The following is a 16,152-nucleotide window of genomic DNA, read 5'->3' as shown; positions in this document are numbered from 1 at the left end:
TCACGGGCCCGTAAAATGTGAAACATGACTGAATCGGCCCGTGCATGAGCAGCTTTGACGGAAAAGCCTATTGGATCATCGGCGCAAGCGAAGGTTTGGGTCGTGCTTTGGCTAATGCGCTAAGCGACAGCGGCGCGCATTTGATCTTGTCGGCGCGTAATTCCGAACGTTTGGCTGACATCTGCTCCGAGCTTCCCAATGCCCGTGCGATCCGGTGCGATGTCACCGATTTAGACTCTGTTCGCGGGGCTGTGGCCGAGGCGGGTCTGGTCGATGGGCTGGTTTACAATGCCGGCGCGTATGACCCCGTGCGCTCGGCGGATTGGGATACAGAAGCGTCGCTCAGGATGGGTGATGTGAACTATCTGGGTGCTTTGCGTGTGTTGGGTGAAACCGTTCCGGACCTTGTCAAGGCAGGTCGGGGGGATATTACGCTGATCGGGTCGCTCGCGGGCTATCACGGGTTGCCAGCGGCCATCGGATATGGGGCCAGCAAGGCGGCACTGATTTCTCTGGCGGAAACGATGCGCCACGATCTGGCGGGCACCGGCGTGACCGTGCGGATCATTAATCCCGGCTTCATCAAGACCCGACTGACTGAGAAAAACAGCTTCAGGATGCCCATGCTGATGAGCCCCGAGGATGCGGCGGGTCGTGTGGTCAAGGCGATGTCGCGGCGCCGTTTCCGTACGGATTTTCCTGCACCATTCTCGTGGTTTATCCGTCTGATTGACTATCTGCCGGATCTGTTGGTGTACCGAGGGAAATAGACCCTAACCAAACTGCCCGTGACAGAACCAGCCTGCAGACATGGTTCCGCCATGGCCGTAAAACAGCCACAACCGCTCGCCCTGCTGTGTCACCACAACCCAGTAGTCCCGCACGCCGCTGCGCCAGTTCGGGTCATCCAGCCACCATTCCGGTGCGATCCGTTCCGGGCCGGTGGCCTGCGCCAGCTGCCAGTTACGCCCGCGCCAGCGAAAGGCGCTGGGCACGTCAGGGGTTTCCGGTGCCATCACCGGCTCAGGCTGCCACATCAGCAGGGGGCGGGGGCGTGGCGGCGCAGGCCAGTCGCGGGCAGGTTCCGACCATGCCGCCGCCAGCGTTTGCGCCGTTTTCTCAGGGATGTGCGAGGCCGCGGGATGGCGCCGGGTGATCGCCTCAAGCCCCACCCGCGCGCCCAGCTTGCCGATCAGATCATCCACGGCGGTGTTGCCCGCCAGCCGGTTGCGGGCCACACGGCGGGCTTCGGCATGGCCGGCCACGGTACGGGCGTGGATGGGTTCTGTCTGAACCGCCTCAAGCCGCAGCATGTCGATGCCGTAGCCTGCGTCGATCTTGTCAACTTTCATCTCTAACAAAGGGCGAATGCGGTATTTATCGTAAGTTGGGCGGGCCAGGCCGACCTCGATAACCTCAGCTGCCTGATCGGCGCGGTGCGCCTCCAGCCGCAGGGTGCGGGCACCGCGCCCCTTTTCTTCCAGCTTGGTGCAAAGCGTTGGCAGAACCCGATCAACCGCAGCCATGACATCCTCAACCAGACCAATCGGGTTGGGCAGGGTCATCCGCACCGCGAAATGGTGCGGCGGGCGGGCGGGCGAAACAGGCTCGGGCGCGCTGCCCATGGCCTGATCCAACCGCAGAACCAGCCCGCGTCCAAACCTCCGCGCAAGGCTGGCGCGGGGTTGACCCAGCAGATCGCCGATGCGGCGCAGGCCCAGACGGTTCAGCTGCACGACAACCTGATCTTCCAATCGCAGCGCGGCGATAGGCAGGGGGCTGAGTGCGCCATAAGATTGACCCGGCGGTGCGATCCGCGCGCCTCCACCCAGGGCCCTCACTTGCGGCGCGGTGCCGCCTTTGGTCCAGTGCCGCCGTTTACCCGCCCGGGCGCGGGTGGCACGGGCCTCCTGACTGATGGCGTCGCCATTGCGGTCGGATGTGGCCGCCTGCCCCGCATAGCGCGCCAAAGCCCAGGCTGCGCCCAGCGTGTCGGCGATGCCAATCTGTACGCTGAGGCCCATATCCGCGCAATCGGTTTCAAGAACGTTCAGCAACGCCTCCTCTCCGCCAAACAGATGGGCGCAACCTGACAGATCGACGATCAGCCCGTCCGGGGCCTCTTCGGCCACCCATGGGCTGAACTTTCCCGCCCAGCGACGCAACGCGGCCAGGAACGCGGCTTCGGCCGGGGCGTTACGGTGCCGCGTGATCAGGTTGGCACACATGGCATGAGCATCCCGCACCGGCTGGCCGATACGCAGCCCGACAGCCTGCGCATCGGCATTCACTGAGGTAATAACCTGCATGTTCGACTGTTCGGCCACGATGGCCAAAGGCCCGGTATGCAACCCCCGCGCAGCGCGGATCAGCCGTTCAGCCCCCAGACGGGGGAACCATAGCGAAAGTATTCGGCGTTTGGGCATTTGCAGGCATCACAATGTTCTTACTTTGTTCTTAAGTGAGAATCGATGCCTGAGTCGAGTCCGCCCTTATCCGCAGGTCAGCCGCAGGATGATCCCGTCGCCATTCACGTACACGTTCAGCCGGTCGATGCGGTAATCCTGTGTGGCGATGCCATCCGGGCCCAGCACGCGCGACCGTGCGGGCAGGTTTGCCTGAATGTTCGAAACCGGCTGGCCAACGGTATCGGAAAAATCTTCTCCCTGACAAAAGGCCAGATCGACCGGGGCAGGTTCCGGCGGCAGCAAAGCGTCTTCGGGCGCGGGCGGGGTTTCAGCACAGGCCGCCAGAAAGAACAGGATCGGGAAAAATCGGTGCATTGGCGTTCCTCATTCTGGCAATGTCGTTTCTGCAATATCAATTAATTAGCCAACCTGCCATGAAAGCACGGTTGAAAACACCCTGTAATTGACGCAGGGTCGGGGCAAAAGTGACAGGGAGATAAGTAGCATGCGTACCCGTGCCGCCGTCGCCATTCAGGCAGGCAAACCTTTGGAAGTGATGGATGTGAACCTCGAAGGCCCCAAGGCGGGCGAGGTTCTGGTCGAGATCAAGGCCACCGGTATCTGTCATACCGACGAATTCACCCTGTCGGGTGCCGACCCCGAAGGCTTGTTCCCGGCCATTCTGGGCCATGAAGGCGCAGGCGTGGTGGTCGAAGTGGGTCCGGGCGTAACCAGCCTGAAGCCGGGCGATCATGTGATCCCGCTTTACACGCCGGAATGTCGCGAGTGTGAATACTGTCTGCACCCCAAGACCAACCTGTGTCAGGCGATCCGGGAAACCCAGGGCAAGGGCCTGATGCCCGATGGCACCTCTCGTTTCTCGACCTCGGATGGCGATCCGATCCTGCACTACATGGGCTGCTCGACCTTCTCGAACCACACAGTTCTGCCTGAAATCGCCCTGGCCAAGGTGCGCGAGGACGCGCCGTTCGACAAGATCTGCTATATCGGCTGTGGTGTCACGACCGGTATCGGCGCGGTCATCAACACCGCCAAGGTGGAAATCGGCAGCCGCGCAATCGTGTTTGGTCTGGGCGGTATCGGCCTGAACGTCATTCAGGGCCTGCGTCTGGCCGGAGCAGACCAGATCGTCGGCGTCGACCTGAACCCCTCCAAAGTGGAAATGGCCACCAGGTTTGGCATGACAGACTTCGTGAACCCGTCTGAAGTTGAAGGCGATCTGGTGCCGTATCTCGTCAACCTGACCAAGGGCGGAGCGGATTATACGTTTGACGCCACAGGCAATGTCGGCGTGATGCGCGCAGCACTTGAAGCAGCGCATAAGGGATGGGGTGAGTCGATCATCATCGGTGTGGCACCTGCAGGGGCCGAAATCTCGACCCGGCCATTCCAGCTGGTTACCGGTCGTTCATGGCGCGGTACCGCGTTCGGCGGCGCGCGTGGGCGCACGGATGTGCCCAAGATCGTCGACTGGTACATGGAAGGCAAAATCGAGATCGACCCGATGATCACCCACACCATGGGTCTAGACGACATCAACCACGGCTTTGACCTGATGCATAAGGGCGAAAGTATCCGTTCGGTGGTTATCTACTAAGAGAAAATCCACAGTTTTCCAACCAAGGCGCGCTGATCGGCGCGCCGTTTTTGTTGGACCTACTTTCCAGGCCGTGACGCCCCGGTATCTGAACGCGGCGACCGAACCCGCAGAACCGGGGTGTTGACCGAGGTGGTGTTGGCCCGGCTTTCTCGCCAAACAACATAGACGCCGGACGCGATGATGATGCTGGCACCGACGGCGACCCAGATGTCAGGGCGCTCGTCGAAGAAGATCATTCCAAACAGTGTTGCCCAGATGATCTGGCTGTATTGGCTGGGGGCGACGACACCGGCGGGTGCGGCGCGGTAGGCCAGAATGATCAGGTGTTGCGCGATGACCGAGAACACCCCAACCAGCGCCATCATCGCCAGATGAAGCAGGGAAGGCGGCTGGTATACAGCCGGTTGGGCAAGGCTCATCACAACGATGGCCAGCAGCATCGGATAAAGGATCAGCACGGCCGAGCGTTCCTCATTCCCGATCTTGCGCACCAGGACCGAGGCAAAGGCGCTGCAAAAGGCGGCCATCAGGGCGGCCATATGGCCTAGTGTGATATCCGTTGCACCGGGGCGCAGAACGATCAGGACGCCGATTAGGCCGACGCCAACCGCAGCCCAGCGCTGGACGCGGACCACTTCACCCAGTATCGGGATCGACAGCACCGTGACGATCAGCGGGAATGAAAACAGCAGGGAATAGACCTCGGCCAGTGGCAGAACCGAAAACGCATAAAACGCGCAGGACATGGCCGTAACCATCAGGCCCGAACGCAGCAATACCAGCCATGGGTGATGCGGCAGAAAGTTTCCCGTCGTGCGGTCGGTCAGGATCGTGACGGCCATTGGAACGAACGAAAACAGCGTGGCGAAAAAGATGATCTGCATCACTGAATAGGTGCCGCCCAGCACCTTGATCAGCGCGTCGTGGCTGGCAAAGACGGCAAATCCCAGAAATGCATAGCCAAGCCCCCGCAGGGTGTTGTTTTGAGCACTCATCAATCCGGCCTCGGCCTATGTTGGTATGGTGACGATACATCATAGCAGCGCAGGCAGGGTTCCCGGCTGTCCGTAGTGCTGCTTAACCCTATTCCGAGGGCGCGAATAGCCCTTATTTTATCGCTAACATCGCATGGCCGCCATGATCCGGGATCATCGCAGGATCGGCGGCGCGTCTTTGGGCTGTCGTGCGGATTGGACACCTGCCTTCATGCCGACACCGATGCGGCGGGCCAAGGCGACCCACGGTGTGGCCGTTTCCGCGGGCAGGGTCCGGGCGGCGACCTCCTCGAACAGATCCAGCCAATGGGCAAAGAATTCCGGTTTCACATCGGGCCGTTCGATATGGACCCGTTGCGGATTGCCGTCATAGCAGCGCTCATACAGGATGGCATTGCGCCAGAAGGCGGCGATCTTGTCTTCATGCGCGGGCCAGTCGGTGACGTGGTTTGCGAATACGGGTCCAAGAACCGTGTCTTGCCGGACACGGGCATAAAAGGCGCGAACTTGCGCGTTGATCTGCGCGGGCGTCGCGGGAAAGCGCGGGGGAAGGATGGGTCTGGTCATGACGGCCTGAATTTCGACTCTGTTTTTGGCAGATAGGGTGTTCCGGGGTTACGGAACAGAGGTGGTTTTGTCGCGCCCATCCGGCGTCAGCAGGTACCGCAGCAGGGCCACCGGGTGCGCCCGCAGGCTGAGGCGGGTGGCGACGTAATCTTCGACCACCTGTTCGCCCAGCGTCATTTGCGGCAGATAAGCCTCGGGTTCGTCCAGCGCCTCGCCCTCCAGATCTTGCGAAAACAGGGGCAGAGGCTTGGCTGTGGCAATTGCCTTGGCCTGCCACAGCGCCTCGCGCCGGGTCAGGTCGCAGGCGGCGAAGGCATCAGCCTCGGCCAGCCGTTCGATCACCGATGGTCCAAGGCCTGCGCGGCGCCAGACATCGTCGACCTGGGTGTAGCCGTTGCCGCGCGCGGCGGTCAGCCAGCTGGCGTCTTCCTCGCTCAGGCCCTTGATCTGGCGAAAGCCCAGCCGCAGCGCCAGCCCGCCATGGCCATCAGGCTCCATCACATTGTCCCAAAAGCTGGCATTGATGCAGACCGGGCGCACCTGCACCCCATGCTCGCGCGCATCCCGCACAATCTGGGCCGGCGCGTAGAACCCCATCGGCTGCGAATTCAGCAGGGCGCAGGCGAAGATGCCCGGATGGTGGCATTTGATCCAGGCCGAGGCATAGACCAGCAGCGCAAAACTGGCCGCGTGGCTTTCGGGGAAACCGTACGAGCCGAAGCCTTCGATCTGGGAAAAGCAACGTTCCGCGAAATCCTGTTCATACCCGTTGCGCTTCATCCCGCGCAAAAAGAGCGCGCGGAACTCGCTGACATTGCCATGTTTCTTGAAGGTCGCCAGCGAGCGGCGCAGCCGATCGGCCTGTTCCGGGGTGAAGCCCGCGCCGACAATGGCGATCTGCATCGCCTGTTCCTGAAACAACGGCACGCCCAGCGTTTTGCCCAGCACCTCGCCCAGCGCGTCCGAGGGGAAGCTGACCTCCTCCTCTCCGTTCCGGCGGCGGATATAGGGGTGGACCATGTCGCCCTGAATGGGGCCGGGGCGGATGATAGCAACCTCGATCACCAGATCATAGAAATTACGCGGCCGCATCCGCGGCAGGAAGTTCATCTGTGCACGTGATTCCACCTGAAACACGCCGATGCTGTCCGCCTTGCAGAGCATGTCATAGACTGCCGGATCCTCGGGTGGCAGGGTGGCGAGGGTATAGCTGGTCTGGTGGTGCTGGCCGATCAGGTCAAACGCCTTGCGGATGCAGGTGAGCATCCCGAGGCTGAGGACATCGACCTTGAGGATGCCAAGACTGTCGATATCGTCCTTGTCCCAGCAGATGACCGTGCGGCCCTCCATCGTGGCGTTTTCGATGGGGACAAGCTCATCCAGCCGACCCTCGGTGATGATGAATCCTCCCACATGCTGCGAGAGGTGGCGGGGAAAGCCGTCGATCTCATAAACCAGCATTAGAGTCTGTTTCAGGCGCCGATCTTCGGGGTCGAGGCCAATTTCGCGCATCCGTTGCGCCTCAAGCCCCGAGGCCGAGAAAAAGCCCCAAAGCTGTGAGGAAAGCGCCGAGATTGTATCTTCGGTCAGGCCCATGGCGCGTCCAACCTCGCGGATGGCGCGTTTGCCGCGGTAATGGACCACCGTGGCACAGAGGCCCGCGCGTTCGCGGCCATAGCGGTCATAGATGTGCTGGATCACCTCTTCGCGGCGTTCATGTTCGAAATCGACGTCTATGTCTGGCGGTTCATCGCGCGCCTCGGAGACGAAGCGTTCAAACACCATGGTGCCCATCTCGGGGCTGACCTCGGTGATGCCGAGGCAGAAACAGACGACCGAGTTGGCAGCCGATCCGCGCCCCTGGCAGAGGATGCTGCGCGACCGGGCGAAATGGACGATATCGCGGACGGTCAGGAAGTAGGGTTCGTATTTCAGCTTGCCGATCAGCGTCAGCTCATGCGCCAGCATTTTTTTCGCCTTTTCGGACGCCCCGGCGGGATAACGCCATTTCAACCCCTCATGCGCCAGACGGTGCAGGCGCTGGGTCGGGGTTTCTTGCGTGCTGCCCTCGTTGGGGTATTCATAACGCAGCTCGTCCAGCGAGAACGTGAGTTGTTCGCTGAGCGCATAAGCGCGGGCAACGGCCCCCTCATGACCTTTGAAGATGCGTAGCATCTCGGCCTCGGAGCGCAGGCGCTGTTCACCATTGGCCAAAGCGTCCCGGCCCAATGCATCCACTTTGCGACGCAGGCGGATGGCAGTCAGCACATCGCCCAGTTTGCGGCGGGTGCCGTGGTGCATCATCGGTGTCGCGCTGGCGAGCGTGAGGATGCCAAGCTGTTTTGCTTCAGTCTCTAATAAAGAGAAAAATGCGCTATCGGCGCCATCATACCGGGGGTGCATCAACAGATGCATCCGCCCGGCAAAGCGGCGCGTCAGCTGCTGCGCCTGTGTCCGCCACGCGCCCGCGCCGCCCGGAGAGCCCGCCGCCTGTGGCCACAGCAGCAGGTGGAGGCCATCGGAAAATTCGAGCAGGTCAGACAGGTGCAGGATGCAGTCGCCTTTCTCGGCGCGCAGGCGGCCTTTGGAGAGGATGCGACACAGGTTGGCCCAGCCCTGCCGGTTCAGGGGCAGAGCGGTGACCGTGGGCGCATCGGTGAAGATCAGCCGCGCCGCCGGGATCAGGCGGGGAACCGCGTGGATGGGATAGGAGGGCGGCCTGGGGATGTGATCGGGGCAGGGTGGACCGATTGAGGTATTCTGTGCCTCCCACGCCAGCCGTTCGCGGACCTTGCGGGCGATCTCGCGCGCCTGAGTATGGGCGCGGACGATCCCGGCGACCGAGTTGTCATCGGCAATCGCAATGGCGGGTAGGCCCAGGGTGACGGCACGCTCCATATACTCCTCGGGGTGCGACGCCCCGGTGAGGAAGGTAAAATTCGACGTGATCGACAGCTCGGCATACATGGCGATTCCACATTATATTCACGTTTTGTTCTTTTTCGAGTCCTTTGCGCAGGAAACGGGTCGATTGGGTCCGGCCGCACGGGCATGGTCAGCAAAAAAGGAGATCCGAGATGTTCAAAATCACCGCTTTGCCCACCAACGATGTACGCGCCCTTCAGGAAGGTGGCGCGGATGCATATGGTTCAACGCCGGAACGTGCTGTTTCGACGGGTGCAGGTAACCCGTGCCGCCACTGCCTGCGACATATCCCCGAGGGCGATGAGATGCTGATATTGGCACATCGACCTTTTTCAAAGACACATCCCTATGCAGAAACCGGCCCGATCTTTCTGTGCGCAACACCATGTGATCGGTACGAAGAAGACGCGCTGCCCGAAATTCTGACCACCTCGCCCGACTATCTGATCAAGGGCTACGGTACGGATGACAGGATCGTCTATGGCACCGGGGCGATCACGCCGACGGATCAGATCGGCGCAAAAGTCAGGGATATCTTTTCCCGATCCGACGTTGCCTATATTCACGTGCGATCTGCGCGGAATAACTGCTATCAGGCGCGAATAGACCGGGCTTAAAGCTTGACGCGGTGGATGCCCCGGCGTGGCTGATCCTGATCATCCGCCGGATGATCTTCGGTACGGGACGAGGTCAGGGCAAGGAATACATCCTCAAGATCGGCCTCTTCGGTGCGGACGTCGCGGATGCGGATATTCGCGGCGCGCACCGATTCCAGAACCTGTTCGGCGCTGGTCTGGATGTTTCGGTATTGCAGGACAAGGCTGCCATCATCGCGGAGAGCTGCCTCGACGCCTTCTGACGCAGGCAGATCAGTGATCGGGCTGTCGGGCACAATCACCATGGTGCGGCTGTCCATGCGGCCCAGCAAGTTGGCCGTGCTGTCCTGCGCGACCTTTTCACCGTGGTTGATAATGGCGATCTCGTCGCACATCTCCTGCGCTTCTTCCAGGTAGTGGGTGGTCAGGATGATGGTCATGCCCTGTTCGTTCAGCTTGCGCACATTGGCCCAGAGCATCTGGCGCAGTTCGATATCCACACCCGCTGTGGGTTCATCAAGCACAAGGATTTTCGGGTGATGCACCAGTGCCTTGGCCAGCAGCAACCGCCGCCGCATACCGCCCGAAAGAGTGCGGGCATAGGCCTCGGCCTTGTCGCTGAGACCGACCAATTCCAGAATCTGATCACTGCGCCGTTGGGATTTCGGAACGCCATAGAGACCGGCCTGAACCTCAAGCGCGCCGCGCGGGGTGAAAAACGGGTCGAGGTTGAGCTCTTGTGGCATTACACCGATGGCCGATCGCGACTGGCGTGGACTCTGATCCTGATCGAAGCCCCAGATCGCCACGCGACCCGCCGATTTCACCACCAGACCAGCCAGGATATTGATCAGGGTCGATTTTCCGGCACCGTTCGGACCCAGCAGACCAAAAACCGAGCCGCGCGGGACGGTCAGGTCAATGCCTTTCAGCGCATGCTTTTCGGGCTGACCCTTGCCACCGCGATAGGTTTTGCGCAGCCCTTCGATCCTGATTGCCGCGTCGCACATGTGGCACTTGCCCCCGGTTTGATCATCGCTCATAAACGCACCTAATACATGCCCGCGTGGCCGACAACCGAAGAAGGATCGCCAGCCGTGACCATCGAAGCGCCGGAAACCAAGATCGTCGAAACCGCCCGTGTTGCCTGTGATGGCGGCGAAGGTGCGTTGGGCCATCCGCGCGTGTGGCTGCAAATTCCAGAAGACGCAGGCTGGGTCGAATGCCCCTATTGCGACTGCAAATATGTTCTGGCCGGGCATCAGACTGACGCCTGAGCCTGTGTTGCCCTGAGTGGGCATTGAGTATTTATGAAAAGATGAAGTTTGCGGCTGCGGTGCGGGTGGCTCTATCGTTGCACCCGTGGCATTAGTGTTTTCGCAAACGATCAGAGAGGGCGCGTAATGACCACGAATTTCGGAAAAGGGTGCCACCTGCATCTGATCGACGGATCGGCCTTTATTTTCCGGGCCTATCATGCGCTGCCGCCACTGACCCGCAAGTCGGATGGGTTGCCGATTGGGGCTGTTTCGGGCTTTTGCAACATGCTGCAGAAATATGTCGAGGGAAACACCGGGGCAGATGCGCCGACCCATGTGGCGGTGATCTTTGATAAGGGTTCCCATACTTTCCGGAACGATCTTTATGACCTCTACAAGGCCAACCGCGAGGCGATGCCCGAGGATTTGCGCCCACAGATGCCGCTGACCCGCGAGGCGACAAAAGCGTTCAACATCGCCTGCAAGGAGATGGAGGGTTATGAGGCTGACGACATCATTGCGACGCTCGCCGTTCAGGCGCGGGATGCAGGTGGCCGTGTGACCATCGTGAGTTCCGACAAGGACTTGATGCAGTTGGTCGGGGACGGCGTCGAAATGCTGGATGCGATGAAGAACAAACGCATTGACCGGGATGGCGTGGTCGAGAAGTTCGGGGTCGGACCGGAACGTGTGGTCGATGTTCAGGCGTTGGCCGGTGACAGCGTCGACAATGTTCCGGGGGCGCCGGGAATCGGGGTCAAGACGGCGGCTTTGCTGATCAACGAATTCGGCGATCTGGAGACCCTGCTGGACCGGGCAGATGAGATCAAGCAGCCTAAACGCCGCCAGACCCTGATCGAAATGCGAGACCAGATCGAGCTTTCGAAGAAACTGGTTCAACTGGACGAGAATACTCCGCTGGATTTCACCTTGGACGACCTTGAAGTGAAGGACCCCGATGCGGACACGCTGTTGGCGTTTCTGGCTGAGATGGAGTTCCGCACCCTCACCAAGCGTATCGCTGACAAGCTGGGGGTTGAGGCTCCGGTGATTGCCGACGCCCCTGCGCCAGCGGTGGAAGCGGTCGAGGCCGAGGTGATCCCGTTTGACAGCTCGAAATACGAATGCGTGCGTGATGCAGCGGCCCTGCAAAAGTGGATTGACCAGGCCTATGAGCGTGGTTGGGTTGCTGTGGACACAGAGACCACGGGCCTGAACGAGATGATTGCCGGTCTGGTGGGTATTTCGCTGTGTGTCGAGGCCGGAGAAGCCTGTTACATCCCGTTGACCCACCGCGATGGATCAGCGGATGATCTGTTTGGCTCGGATGCTTTGGCAGAAGGGCAGATGCAATTGGATGAGGCCCTGAGGCTTTTGAAACCGATGCTCGAGGACCTGTCGGTCCTCAAGATCGGGCAGAACATGAAATATGATGCCAAGATCTTCAGGCGGTATGGCATCGACGTGGTACCCATCGACGATACGATGCTGATGTCCTACGCCATGCATGGCGGTGAGCATGGGCATGGGATGGACACCTTGTCCGAGCGTTATCTGGGCCACACACCAATCCCGATCAAACCGCTGCTGGGGTCGGGAAAATCGGCAATTACCTTCGACAAGGTCGCGATTGACGAGGCCACGGCTTATGCCGCCGAAGATGCGGACATCACCTTGCGTTTGTGGCAGCTGTTCAAGCCGCAATTGCACCGGGCGCAGGTGACCACGGTCTATGAGACGCTGGAACGGCCGCTTGTGCCGGTGCTGGCCGAGATGGAGATGCATGGCATCAAGGTCGACCGTGATGTCCTGAGCCGGATGTCCAACGCATTTGCCCAGAAAATGGCCGGGTTAGAGGCTGAAATTCACGAGCTGGCCGGAGGAAGCTTTAATGTCGGGTCGCCTGCTCAGCTGGGCGAAATCCTGTTCGACAAAATGGGTCTGGAAGGTGGCAAGAAAGGCAAGACCGGCAAATACTCGACCGGCGCTGATATTCTGGAAGACCTCGCAACCGAGCATGAACTGCCGCGCCGTGTTCTGGACTGGCGGCAGCTGAGCAAGCTGAAATCGACCTACACCGACGCGCTGCAGACCCATATCAACCCCGACACAGGTCGGGTGCATACGTCTTATTCGATCACCGGAGCAAATACAGGGCGTCTGGCCTCGACCGATCCGAACCTGCAAAACATTCCGGTGCGGACAGAAGAAGGGCGGCGTATTCGTGAGGCTTTCATCGCCGAGCCGGGCAATGTGTTGGTAAGCCTCGACTACAGCCAGATCGAGTTGCGGATTCTGGCCCATATCGCCGATATTTCGGCTCTGAAACAGGCATTTTCGGACGGTTTGGATATTCACGCCATGACCGCGTCCGAGATGTTTGATGTGCCGTTGGATGAGATGACGCCTGATATCCGCCGTCAGGCAAAGGCAATCAATTTCGGTGTGATCTACGGCATCTCGGGCTTTGGTCTGGCCCGAAACCTGCGCATTCCGCGGGCCGAGGCGCAGGGCTTTATTGATCGTTATTTCGAACGTTTCCCAGGCATTCGCCGTTATATGGACGACACAGTCGAATTCGCGAAAGAGCACGGCTATGTGCAAACCCTGTTCGGGCGCAAGATTCACACGCCCGAGATCAATGCCAAAGGGCCACATGCCGGGTTCTCGCGCCGCGCAGCGATCAATGCGCCAATTCAAGGTACGGCGGCGGATGTGATCCGGCGCGCGATGGTGCGAATGCCCGATGCGATCAACGGGTTGCCTGCCAGGATGCTGTTGCAGGTTCACGACGAGTTGCTGTTCGAAGTGGCCGAAGATGCAGTGGATCAGGTGATCGACGTGGCCCGAGACGTGATGGAGGGCGCTTCGGATCCTGCGGTCAAACTGGATGTGAAGCTGGTCGTGGATGCCGGGAAGGGTGCAAACTGGGCTGAGGCGCACTAGCGGCGTTGTTCATCAGTCCTCGGCGGGCTGTCCTTGCAGCGGGTCAGCCCTGCGGCCTGACCATACGGTTCACCATTCGTTGCACGGACGGGCCAAACAGCAGGATTACGGTGAAGGCAATGGGCCAGCAAAATGCCCAGGACGCCATCCAGTCGCCAACTGTGCCGGGGTTAAACCCGATTGCTTTGACCGTCGCGATCCCCGTTACAATCAAGGACATGAGGCCGGACATGATCAGGCTGAAAACGGCACGGGCATAGCGGGCTGGTATCAAGGCAGGCATCCTAATGGTCGCAATGCCCTTGATGTGCGGTATCTGAATGAAAATTACCAGTGCAAGTCCCGCATCCAGTCGAGTGTGTCGCAGGTGCGTTGAGTTGAGGGTGTGTATTCCGCGCTGATCCAGCCGCTATAACCTGCCGCGTCCATGGCCGAGAACAAGGCCTTGAAATCCGTTGGTCCGCGACCCGGTTCCGTGCGATCCGGGGCTGCGCCAACTTGGGCATGGACCACCTGCGGATGAAAGCGGTCCCAGACAGCCAGCGCGTCGCCATGGATCATATGGGCGTGAAAGCTGTCATATTGCAGGCCGACATTCGGGCGATCCACCTGGTTGAGCACCTCTGCTGCCAGATCGTAATCGTTCAAAAAATATCCGGGCTGTGAAACCGGGTTGAGCGGCTCGATGGTGAATTGTTGCTGTGGGGCGAAATCGGCGGCCCATTGCAGATTTTGCACAAAACAACTCAATGCATCCGGCCCGGTAGCGTATCCGGACATGATGTGGATCAGGCCGGGGCGTAGCACCCTTGCATATCGCAGGACACGGCGAATGTCCGACTGGAACCGCGATTGACCGTCGGGGATCGCGGCGTAACCCGGCGCACCGCCGGTGTAGTTGGGCGGTGGCGCGTTGATCAGCACAAGCTCCAACCCGTTGGCAAGCAAGGCACGGCGGGTTTCCGTCGCGGCGATGTCGTAAGGAAACAAGACCTCGACCGCTGTGAACCCGGCATCTGACGCAGCCTGAAACCGCTCCAGGTAAGGCATTTCGGTAAATAGCAGTGAAAGGTTGGCAGCAAATCTGGGCATGAGCGGTCAGTGGTTGTGTTGATCCGACCATAACCAAGGGATGATTTTCGGGGAAGGGATCGAAAACGACAGATTGTCGAAAATCGACCAGATCGCTTGCTCCGAATCAGCAAGGGTCCGCACAGCGCGGCGCGTCATTACGGGTGCCGCATTAACAAAAGGTCCGAATCCAATGGCGATGAGCCCGGAACCCGTACGCGGGGCAACTACCGCTATGTCTGGTGGCCGAAACCCTGCGTTGTCAGGGAATGGGTTGGCGGTTGCCTCCATGATTACCTGGGCGGCGGGGTTCCCGGCGGCCGAAGTTTTGCTGCAAACCTGGCCCCCTGTTGCATTGCTGACCGCGCGCCTGGTGTTGGCGGTTGCCGTTTTGATACCGGTCTGGGTTCTGCTGGACGGTCCCAGCAGAGTGTTACGCGCCAGATGGGGCCGGGCGATGGTTGTCGGCGGCTTTGGTTTTGGCTTTGCCATGTTTCTGCTGATCGTGGCGCAGAAAATGACGGACCCGGTGACAGTCGCGATCATTGCATCCTGCGCGCCTTTGCTGGCAACGGTACTGGAGCTGATGGCAGGAACCCGACGGCTGAAGTGGACCTTTGCGTTGGGTGTTCTGGTGTCGGTTCTGGGTGGGCTGATTGCAACCAGCACCGCCGCGCCCGAACAGCTGGGGCTGGGCGCGGTTCTGGCGATCCTTGCAACGGGCCTGTTTTGCTGGGGCAGCATGGCCACTGCGCGCGACTTCCCCGAACTCAGTCAGATCGGGCGCTGTACAATTACTTTCGTCGGTGGGTTGCTCATGGCCGCAGTGCTGAGTTTTGGGGCGGCCCAGCTGGGCATGGATGTGCTGCCAACCGCCGCCATTGATGGGCAGCAATGGGGGATGCTTGGGATCTATGCCTTGATATCACTGGGGCTCAGCCAAGTGTTGTTCATCTCGGCCGTGGGAAAGCTGGGCGTGGCGCTGGCTTCGTTTCACATCAATATCGCCCCGTTTTACGTGATGCTGATCATGCTGATGCTGGGGGAAGACTGGAACTGGACCCGTGCGCTGGGCGCGGGCGTAGTCGCCTTGGCCGTCGTGCTGGCCCAGGATCGCGCTCCACGGTCAGCCAAGATCGGCTGAAGGGATCAGCGGGAAGAATTGCCCACCTGACCAGACACCAAACCAGCCCTCATGGTGGCTGCCAATCTCGACGAGGCGGTAAAAACTTTTGCGGTCTATGCGGGCTTCGAGGTTGGCGCGGATCAATATGTAGGGTGACGGTTCTTCTGTTGCGGGATCAATAACAACCCGGATCGGATGAGCGGGCCCTGCAACAGCGATGCCGTCCACTTGTGTGCGAAAGGTCAGGTTCTGCGTCTGACCTTCGCCGGTTTGCTCGAAATCCACGGCGATGAACGGCGCGTCCTCGACAGTGATTCCCACCTTTTCAACCGGAGTAACCAGATAATATTTCCCGTCTTCTTTCTTAAGAATTGAGGAAAAAAGCTTCACAAGCTCGAACCGATTGATGGGCGAGCCTAAATAACTCCATGTACCATCTTTTGCGACACGGATGTCCAGATCGCCACAAAACGGAGGATTCCACAGGTGAACGGGCGGTAAACCCCGGGTTTTGGCGGCTTTTACCGATGCGGCCAATCCGTCGGGCGAGGGTTTCACAGGTTTTTGTCCGCTCATTGCTTTTGCCATTTCCTCTCAGCGCGATACACTTCAATCATATTCGTCCACGGAAGGGAAAG

The 16,152-nt window shown here is 60.1% G+C and carries 15 protein-coding genes; 6 read left to right on the top strand and 9 right to left on the bottom strand.

Going from position 1 to position 16,152, the window contains the following annotated elements; genetic code table 11:
* The first annotated feature begins 44 nt into the window (after positions 1-44).
* Positions 45-770, top strand: coding sequence for an SDR family NAD(P)-dependent oxidoreductase (locus ACR0DS_RS15725; protein WP_480546884.1), 726 nt, complete (start codon positions 45-47; stop codon positions 768-770).
* Between the two features lie 3 nt (positions 771-773).
* On the opposite strand, the gene ACR0DS_RS15720 is transcribed toward ACR0DS_RS15725, so the two are convergent.
* Positions 774-2,426, bottom strand: coding sequence for a DUF6504 family protein (locus tag ACR0DS_RS15720; protein ID WP_480482653.1), 1,653 nt, complete (start codon positions 2,424-2,426; stop codon positions 774-776).
* A gap of 66 nt (positions 2,427-2,492) precedes the next feature.
* On the bottom strand, positions 2,493-2,783 hold the full coding sequence (locus ACR0DS_RS15715; RefSeq protein ID WP_267364411.1) for an I78 family peptidase inhibitor: 291 nt from the start codon (positions 2,781-2,783) through the stop codon (positions 2,493-2,495).
* Between the two features lie 130 nt (positions 2,784-2,913).
* Here ACR0DS_RS15715 and ACR0DS_RS15710 point away from each other — a divergent pair, with 130 nt between their 5' ends.
* Positions 2,914-4,026: an S-(hydroxymethyl)glutathione dehydrogenase/class III alcohol dehydrogenase gene (locus tag ACR0DS_RS15710; RefSeq protein ID WP_480482655.1), complete on the top strand. Its 1,113-nt coding sequence runs from the start codon at positions 2,914-2,916 to the stop codon at positions 4,024-4,026.
* 59 nt (positions 4,027-4,085) lie between these two features.
* On the opposite strand, the gene ACR0DS_RS15705 is transcribed toward ACR0DS_RS15710, so the two are convergent.
* From ACR0DS_RS15705 to ACR0DS_RS15695, 3 genes are all read right to left on the bottom strand, one after another.
* Complete coding sequence (locus ACR0DS_RS15705; protein ID WP_480506582.1) at positions 4,086-5,024, bottom strand: DMT family transporter; 939 nt, start codon at positions 5,022-5,024, stop codon at positions 4,086-4,088.
* 153 nt (positions 5,025-5,177) lie between these two features.
* Positions 5,178-5,591, bottom strand: a complete 414-nt coding sequence (locus tag ACR0DS_RS15700; protein ID WP_480546888.1) for a group III truncated hemoglobin — start codon at positions 5,589-5,591, stop codon at positions 5,178-5,180.
* A gap of 48 nt (positions 5,592-5,639) precedes the next feature.
* Positions 5,640-8,558, bottom strand: coding sequence for an error-prone DNA polymerase (locus ACR0DS_RS15695; RefSeq protein ID WP_480560086.1), 2,919 nt, complete (start codon positions 8,556-8,558; stop codon positions 5,640-5,642).
* Positions 8,559-8,668: 110 nt separating this feature from the next.
* Between ACR0DS_RS15695 and ACR0DS_RS15690 the strand changes: the two genes are divergently transcribed.
* The gene (locus ACR0DS_RS15690) at positions 8,669-9,133 is read left to right on the top strand and encodes a DUF1203 domain-containing protein (RefSeq protein WP_480482663.1); all 465 of its coding nucleotides are present in this window, start codon (positions 8,669-8,671) and stop codon (positions 9,131-9,133) included.
* On the opposite strand, the gene ACR0DS_RS15685 is transcribed toward ACR0DS_RS15690, so the two are convergent.
* Positions 9,130-10,122, bottom strand: a complete 993-nt coding sequence (locus ACR0DS_RS15685; protein ID WP_480482901.1) for an ABC transporter ATP-binding protein — start codon at positions 10,120-10,122, stop codon at positions 9,130-9,132. The genes ACR0DS_RS15690 and ACR0DS_RS15685 overlap by 4 nt on opposite strands.
* An 87-nt stretch (positions 10,123-10,209) precedes the next feature.
* Here ACR0DS_RS15685 and ACR0DS_RS15680 point away from each other — a divergent pair, with 87 nt between their 5' ends.
* Positions 10,210-10,389 (top strand): zinc-finger domain-containing protein, encoded by a 180-nt coding sequence (locus ACR0DS_RS15680; protein WP_267364399.1) that lies wholly within the window; start codon positions 10,210-10,212, stop codon positions 10,387-10,389.
* Positions 10,390-10,515: 126 nt separating this feature from the next.
* Positions 10,516-13,317: a DNA polymerase I gene (polA, locus tag ACR0DS_RS15675; protein ID WP_480560088.1), complete on the top strand. Its 2,802-nt coding sequence runs from the start codon at positions 10,516-10,518 to the stop codon at positions 13,315-13,317.
* A gap of 43 nt (positions 13,318-13,360) precedes the next feature.
* On the opposite strand, the gene ACR0DS_RS15670 is transcribed toward polA, so the two are convergent.
* Positions 13,361-13,591: a DUF2798 domain-containing protein gene (locus ACR0DS_RS15670; RefSeq protein ID WP_480474477.1), complete on the bottom strand. Its 231-nt coding sequence runs from the start codon at positions 13,589-13,591 to the stop codon at positions 13,361-13,363.
* Between the two features lie 53 nt (positions 13,592-13,644).
* Positions 13,645-14,409, bottom strand: coding sequence for a hydroxypyruvate isomerase family protein (locus tag ACR0DS_RS15665; protein WP_480482667.1), 765 nt, complete (start codon positions 14,407-14,409; stop codon positions 13,645-13,647).
* 178 nt (positions 14,410-14,587) lie between these two features.
* Here ACR0DS_RS15665 and ACR0DS_RS15660 point away from each other — a divergent pair, with 178 nt between their 5' ends.
* Positions 14,588-15,532 carry a DMT family transporter gene (locus tag ACR0DS_RS15660; protein ID WP_480616833.1) on the top strand — a complete coding sequence of 315 codons (945 nt, stop codon included), beginning with the start codon at positions 14,588-14,590 and terminating at the stop codon, positions 15,530-15,532.
* Here the strand turns inward: ACR0DS_RS15660 and ACR0DS_RS15655 are convergent.
* The gene (locus tag ACR0DS_RS15655) at positions 15,515-16,090 is read right to left on the bottom strand and encodes a DUF1285 domain-containing protein (protein WP_480538452.1); all 576 of its coding nucleotides are present in this window, start codon (positions 16,088-16,090) and stop codon (positions 15,515-15,517) included. The genes ACR0DS_RS15660 and ACR0DS_RS15655 overlap by 18 nt on opposite strands.
* Between the last annotated feature and the right edge of the window lie 62 nt (positions 16,091-16,152).

This window comes from Ruegeria sp. AF5, from assembly GCF_056541905.1.
This window is presented reverse-complemented; position numbering and strand designations above follow the sequence as displayed.

Excerpts from the sequence above, each read along its gene's own strand:
- ACR0DS_RS15725 (WP_480546884.1), top strand. The coding sequence starts at position 45 with ATGAGCAGCTTTGACGGAAAAGCCTATTGGATCATCGGCGCAAGCGAA.
- ACR0DS_RS15720 (WP_480482653.1), bottom strand. The coding sequence starts at position 2,426 with ATGCCCAAACGCCGAATACTTTCGCTATGGTTCCCCCGTCTGGGGGCT.
- ACR0DS_RS15715 (WP_267364411.1), bottom strand. The coding sequence starts at position 2,783 with ATGCACCGATTTTTCCCGATCCTGTTCTTTCTGGCGGCCTGTGCTGAA.
- ACR0DS_RS15710 (WP_480482655.1), top strand. The coding sequence starts at position 2,914 with ATGCGTACCCGTGCCGCCGTCGCCATTCAGGCAGGCAAACCTTTGGAA.
- ACR0DS_RS15705 (WP_480506582.1), bottom strand. The coding sequence starts at position 5,024 with ATGAGTGCTCAAAACAACACCCTGCGGGGGCTTGGCTATGCATTTCTG.
- ACR0DS_RS15700 (WP_480546888.1), bottom strand. The coding sequence starts at position 5,591 with ATGACCAGACCCATCCTTCCCCCGCGCTTTCCCGCGACGCCCGCGCAG.
- ACR0DS_RS15695 (WP_480560086.1), bottom strand. The coding sequence starts at position 8,558 with ATGTATGCCGAGCTGTCGATCACGTCGAATTTTACCTTCCTCACCGGG.
- ACR0DS_RS15690 (WP_480482663.1), top strand. The coding sequence starts at position 8,669 with ATGTTCAAAATCACCGCTTTGCCCACCAACGATGTACGCGCCCTTCAG.
- ACR0DS_RS15685 (WP_480482901.1), bottom strand. The coding sequence starts at position 10,122 with ATGTGCGACGCGGCAATCAGGATCGAAGGGCTGCGCAAAACCTATCGC.
- polA (WP_480560088.1), top strand. The coding sequence starts at position 10,516 with ATGACCACGAATTTCGGAAAAGGGTGCCACCTGCATCTGATCGACGGA.
- ACR0DS_RS15665 (WP_480482667.1), bottom strand. The coding sequence starts at position 14,409 with ATGCCCAGATTTGCTGCCAACCTTTCACTGCTATTTACCGAAATGCCT.
- ACR0DS_RS15660 (WP_480616833.1), top strand. The coding sequence starts at position 14,588 with ATGAGCCCGGAACCCGTACGCGGGGCAACTACCGCTATGTCTGGTGGC.
- ACR0DS_RS15655 (WP_480538452.1), bottom strand. The coding sequence starts at position 16,090 with ATGAGCGGACAAAAACCTGTGAAACCCTCGCCCGACGGATTGGCCGCA.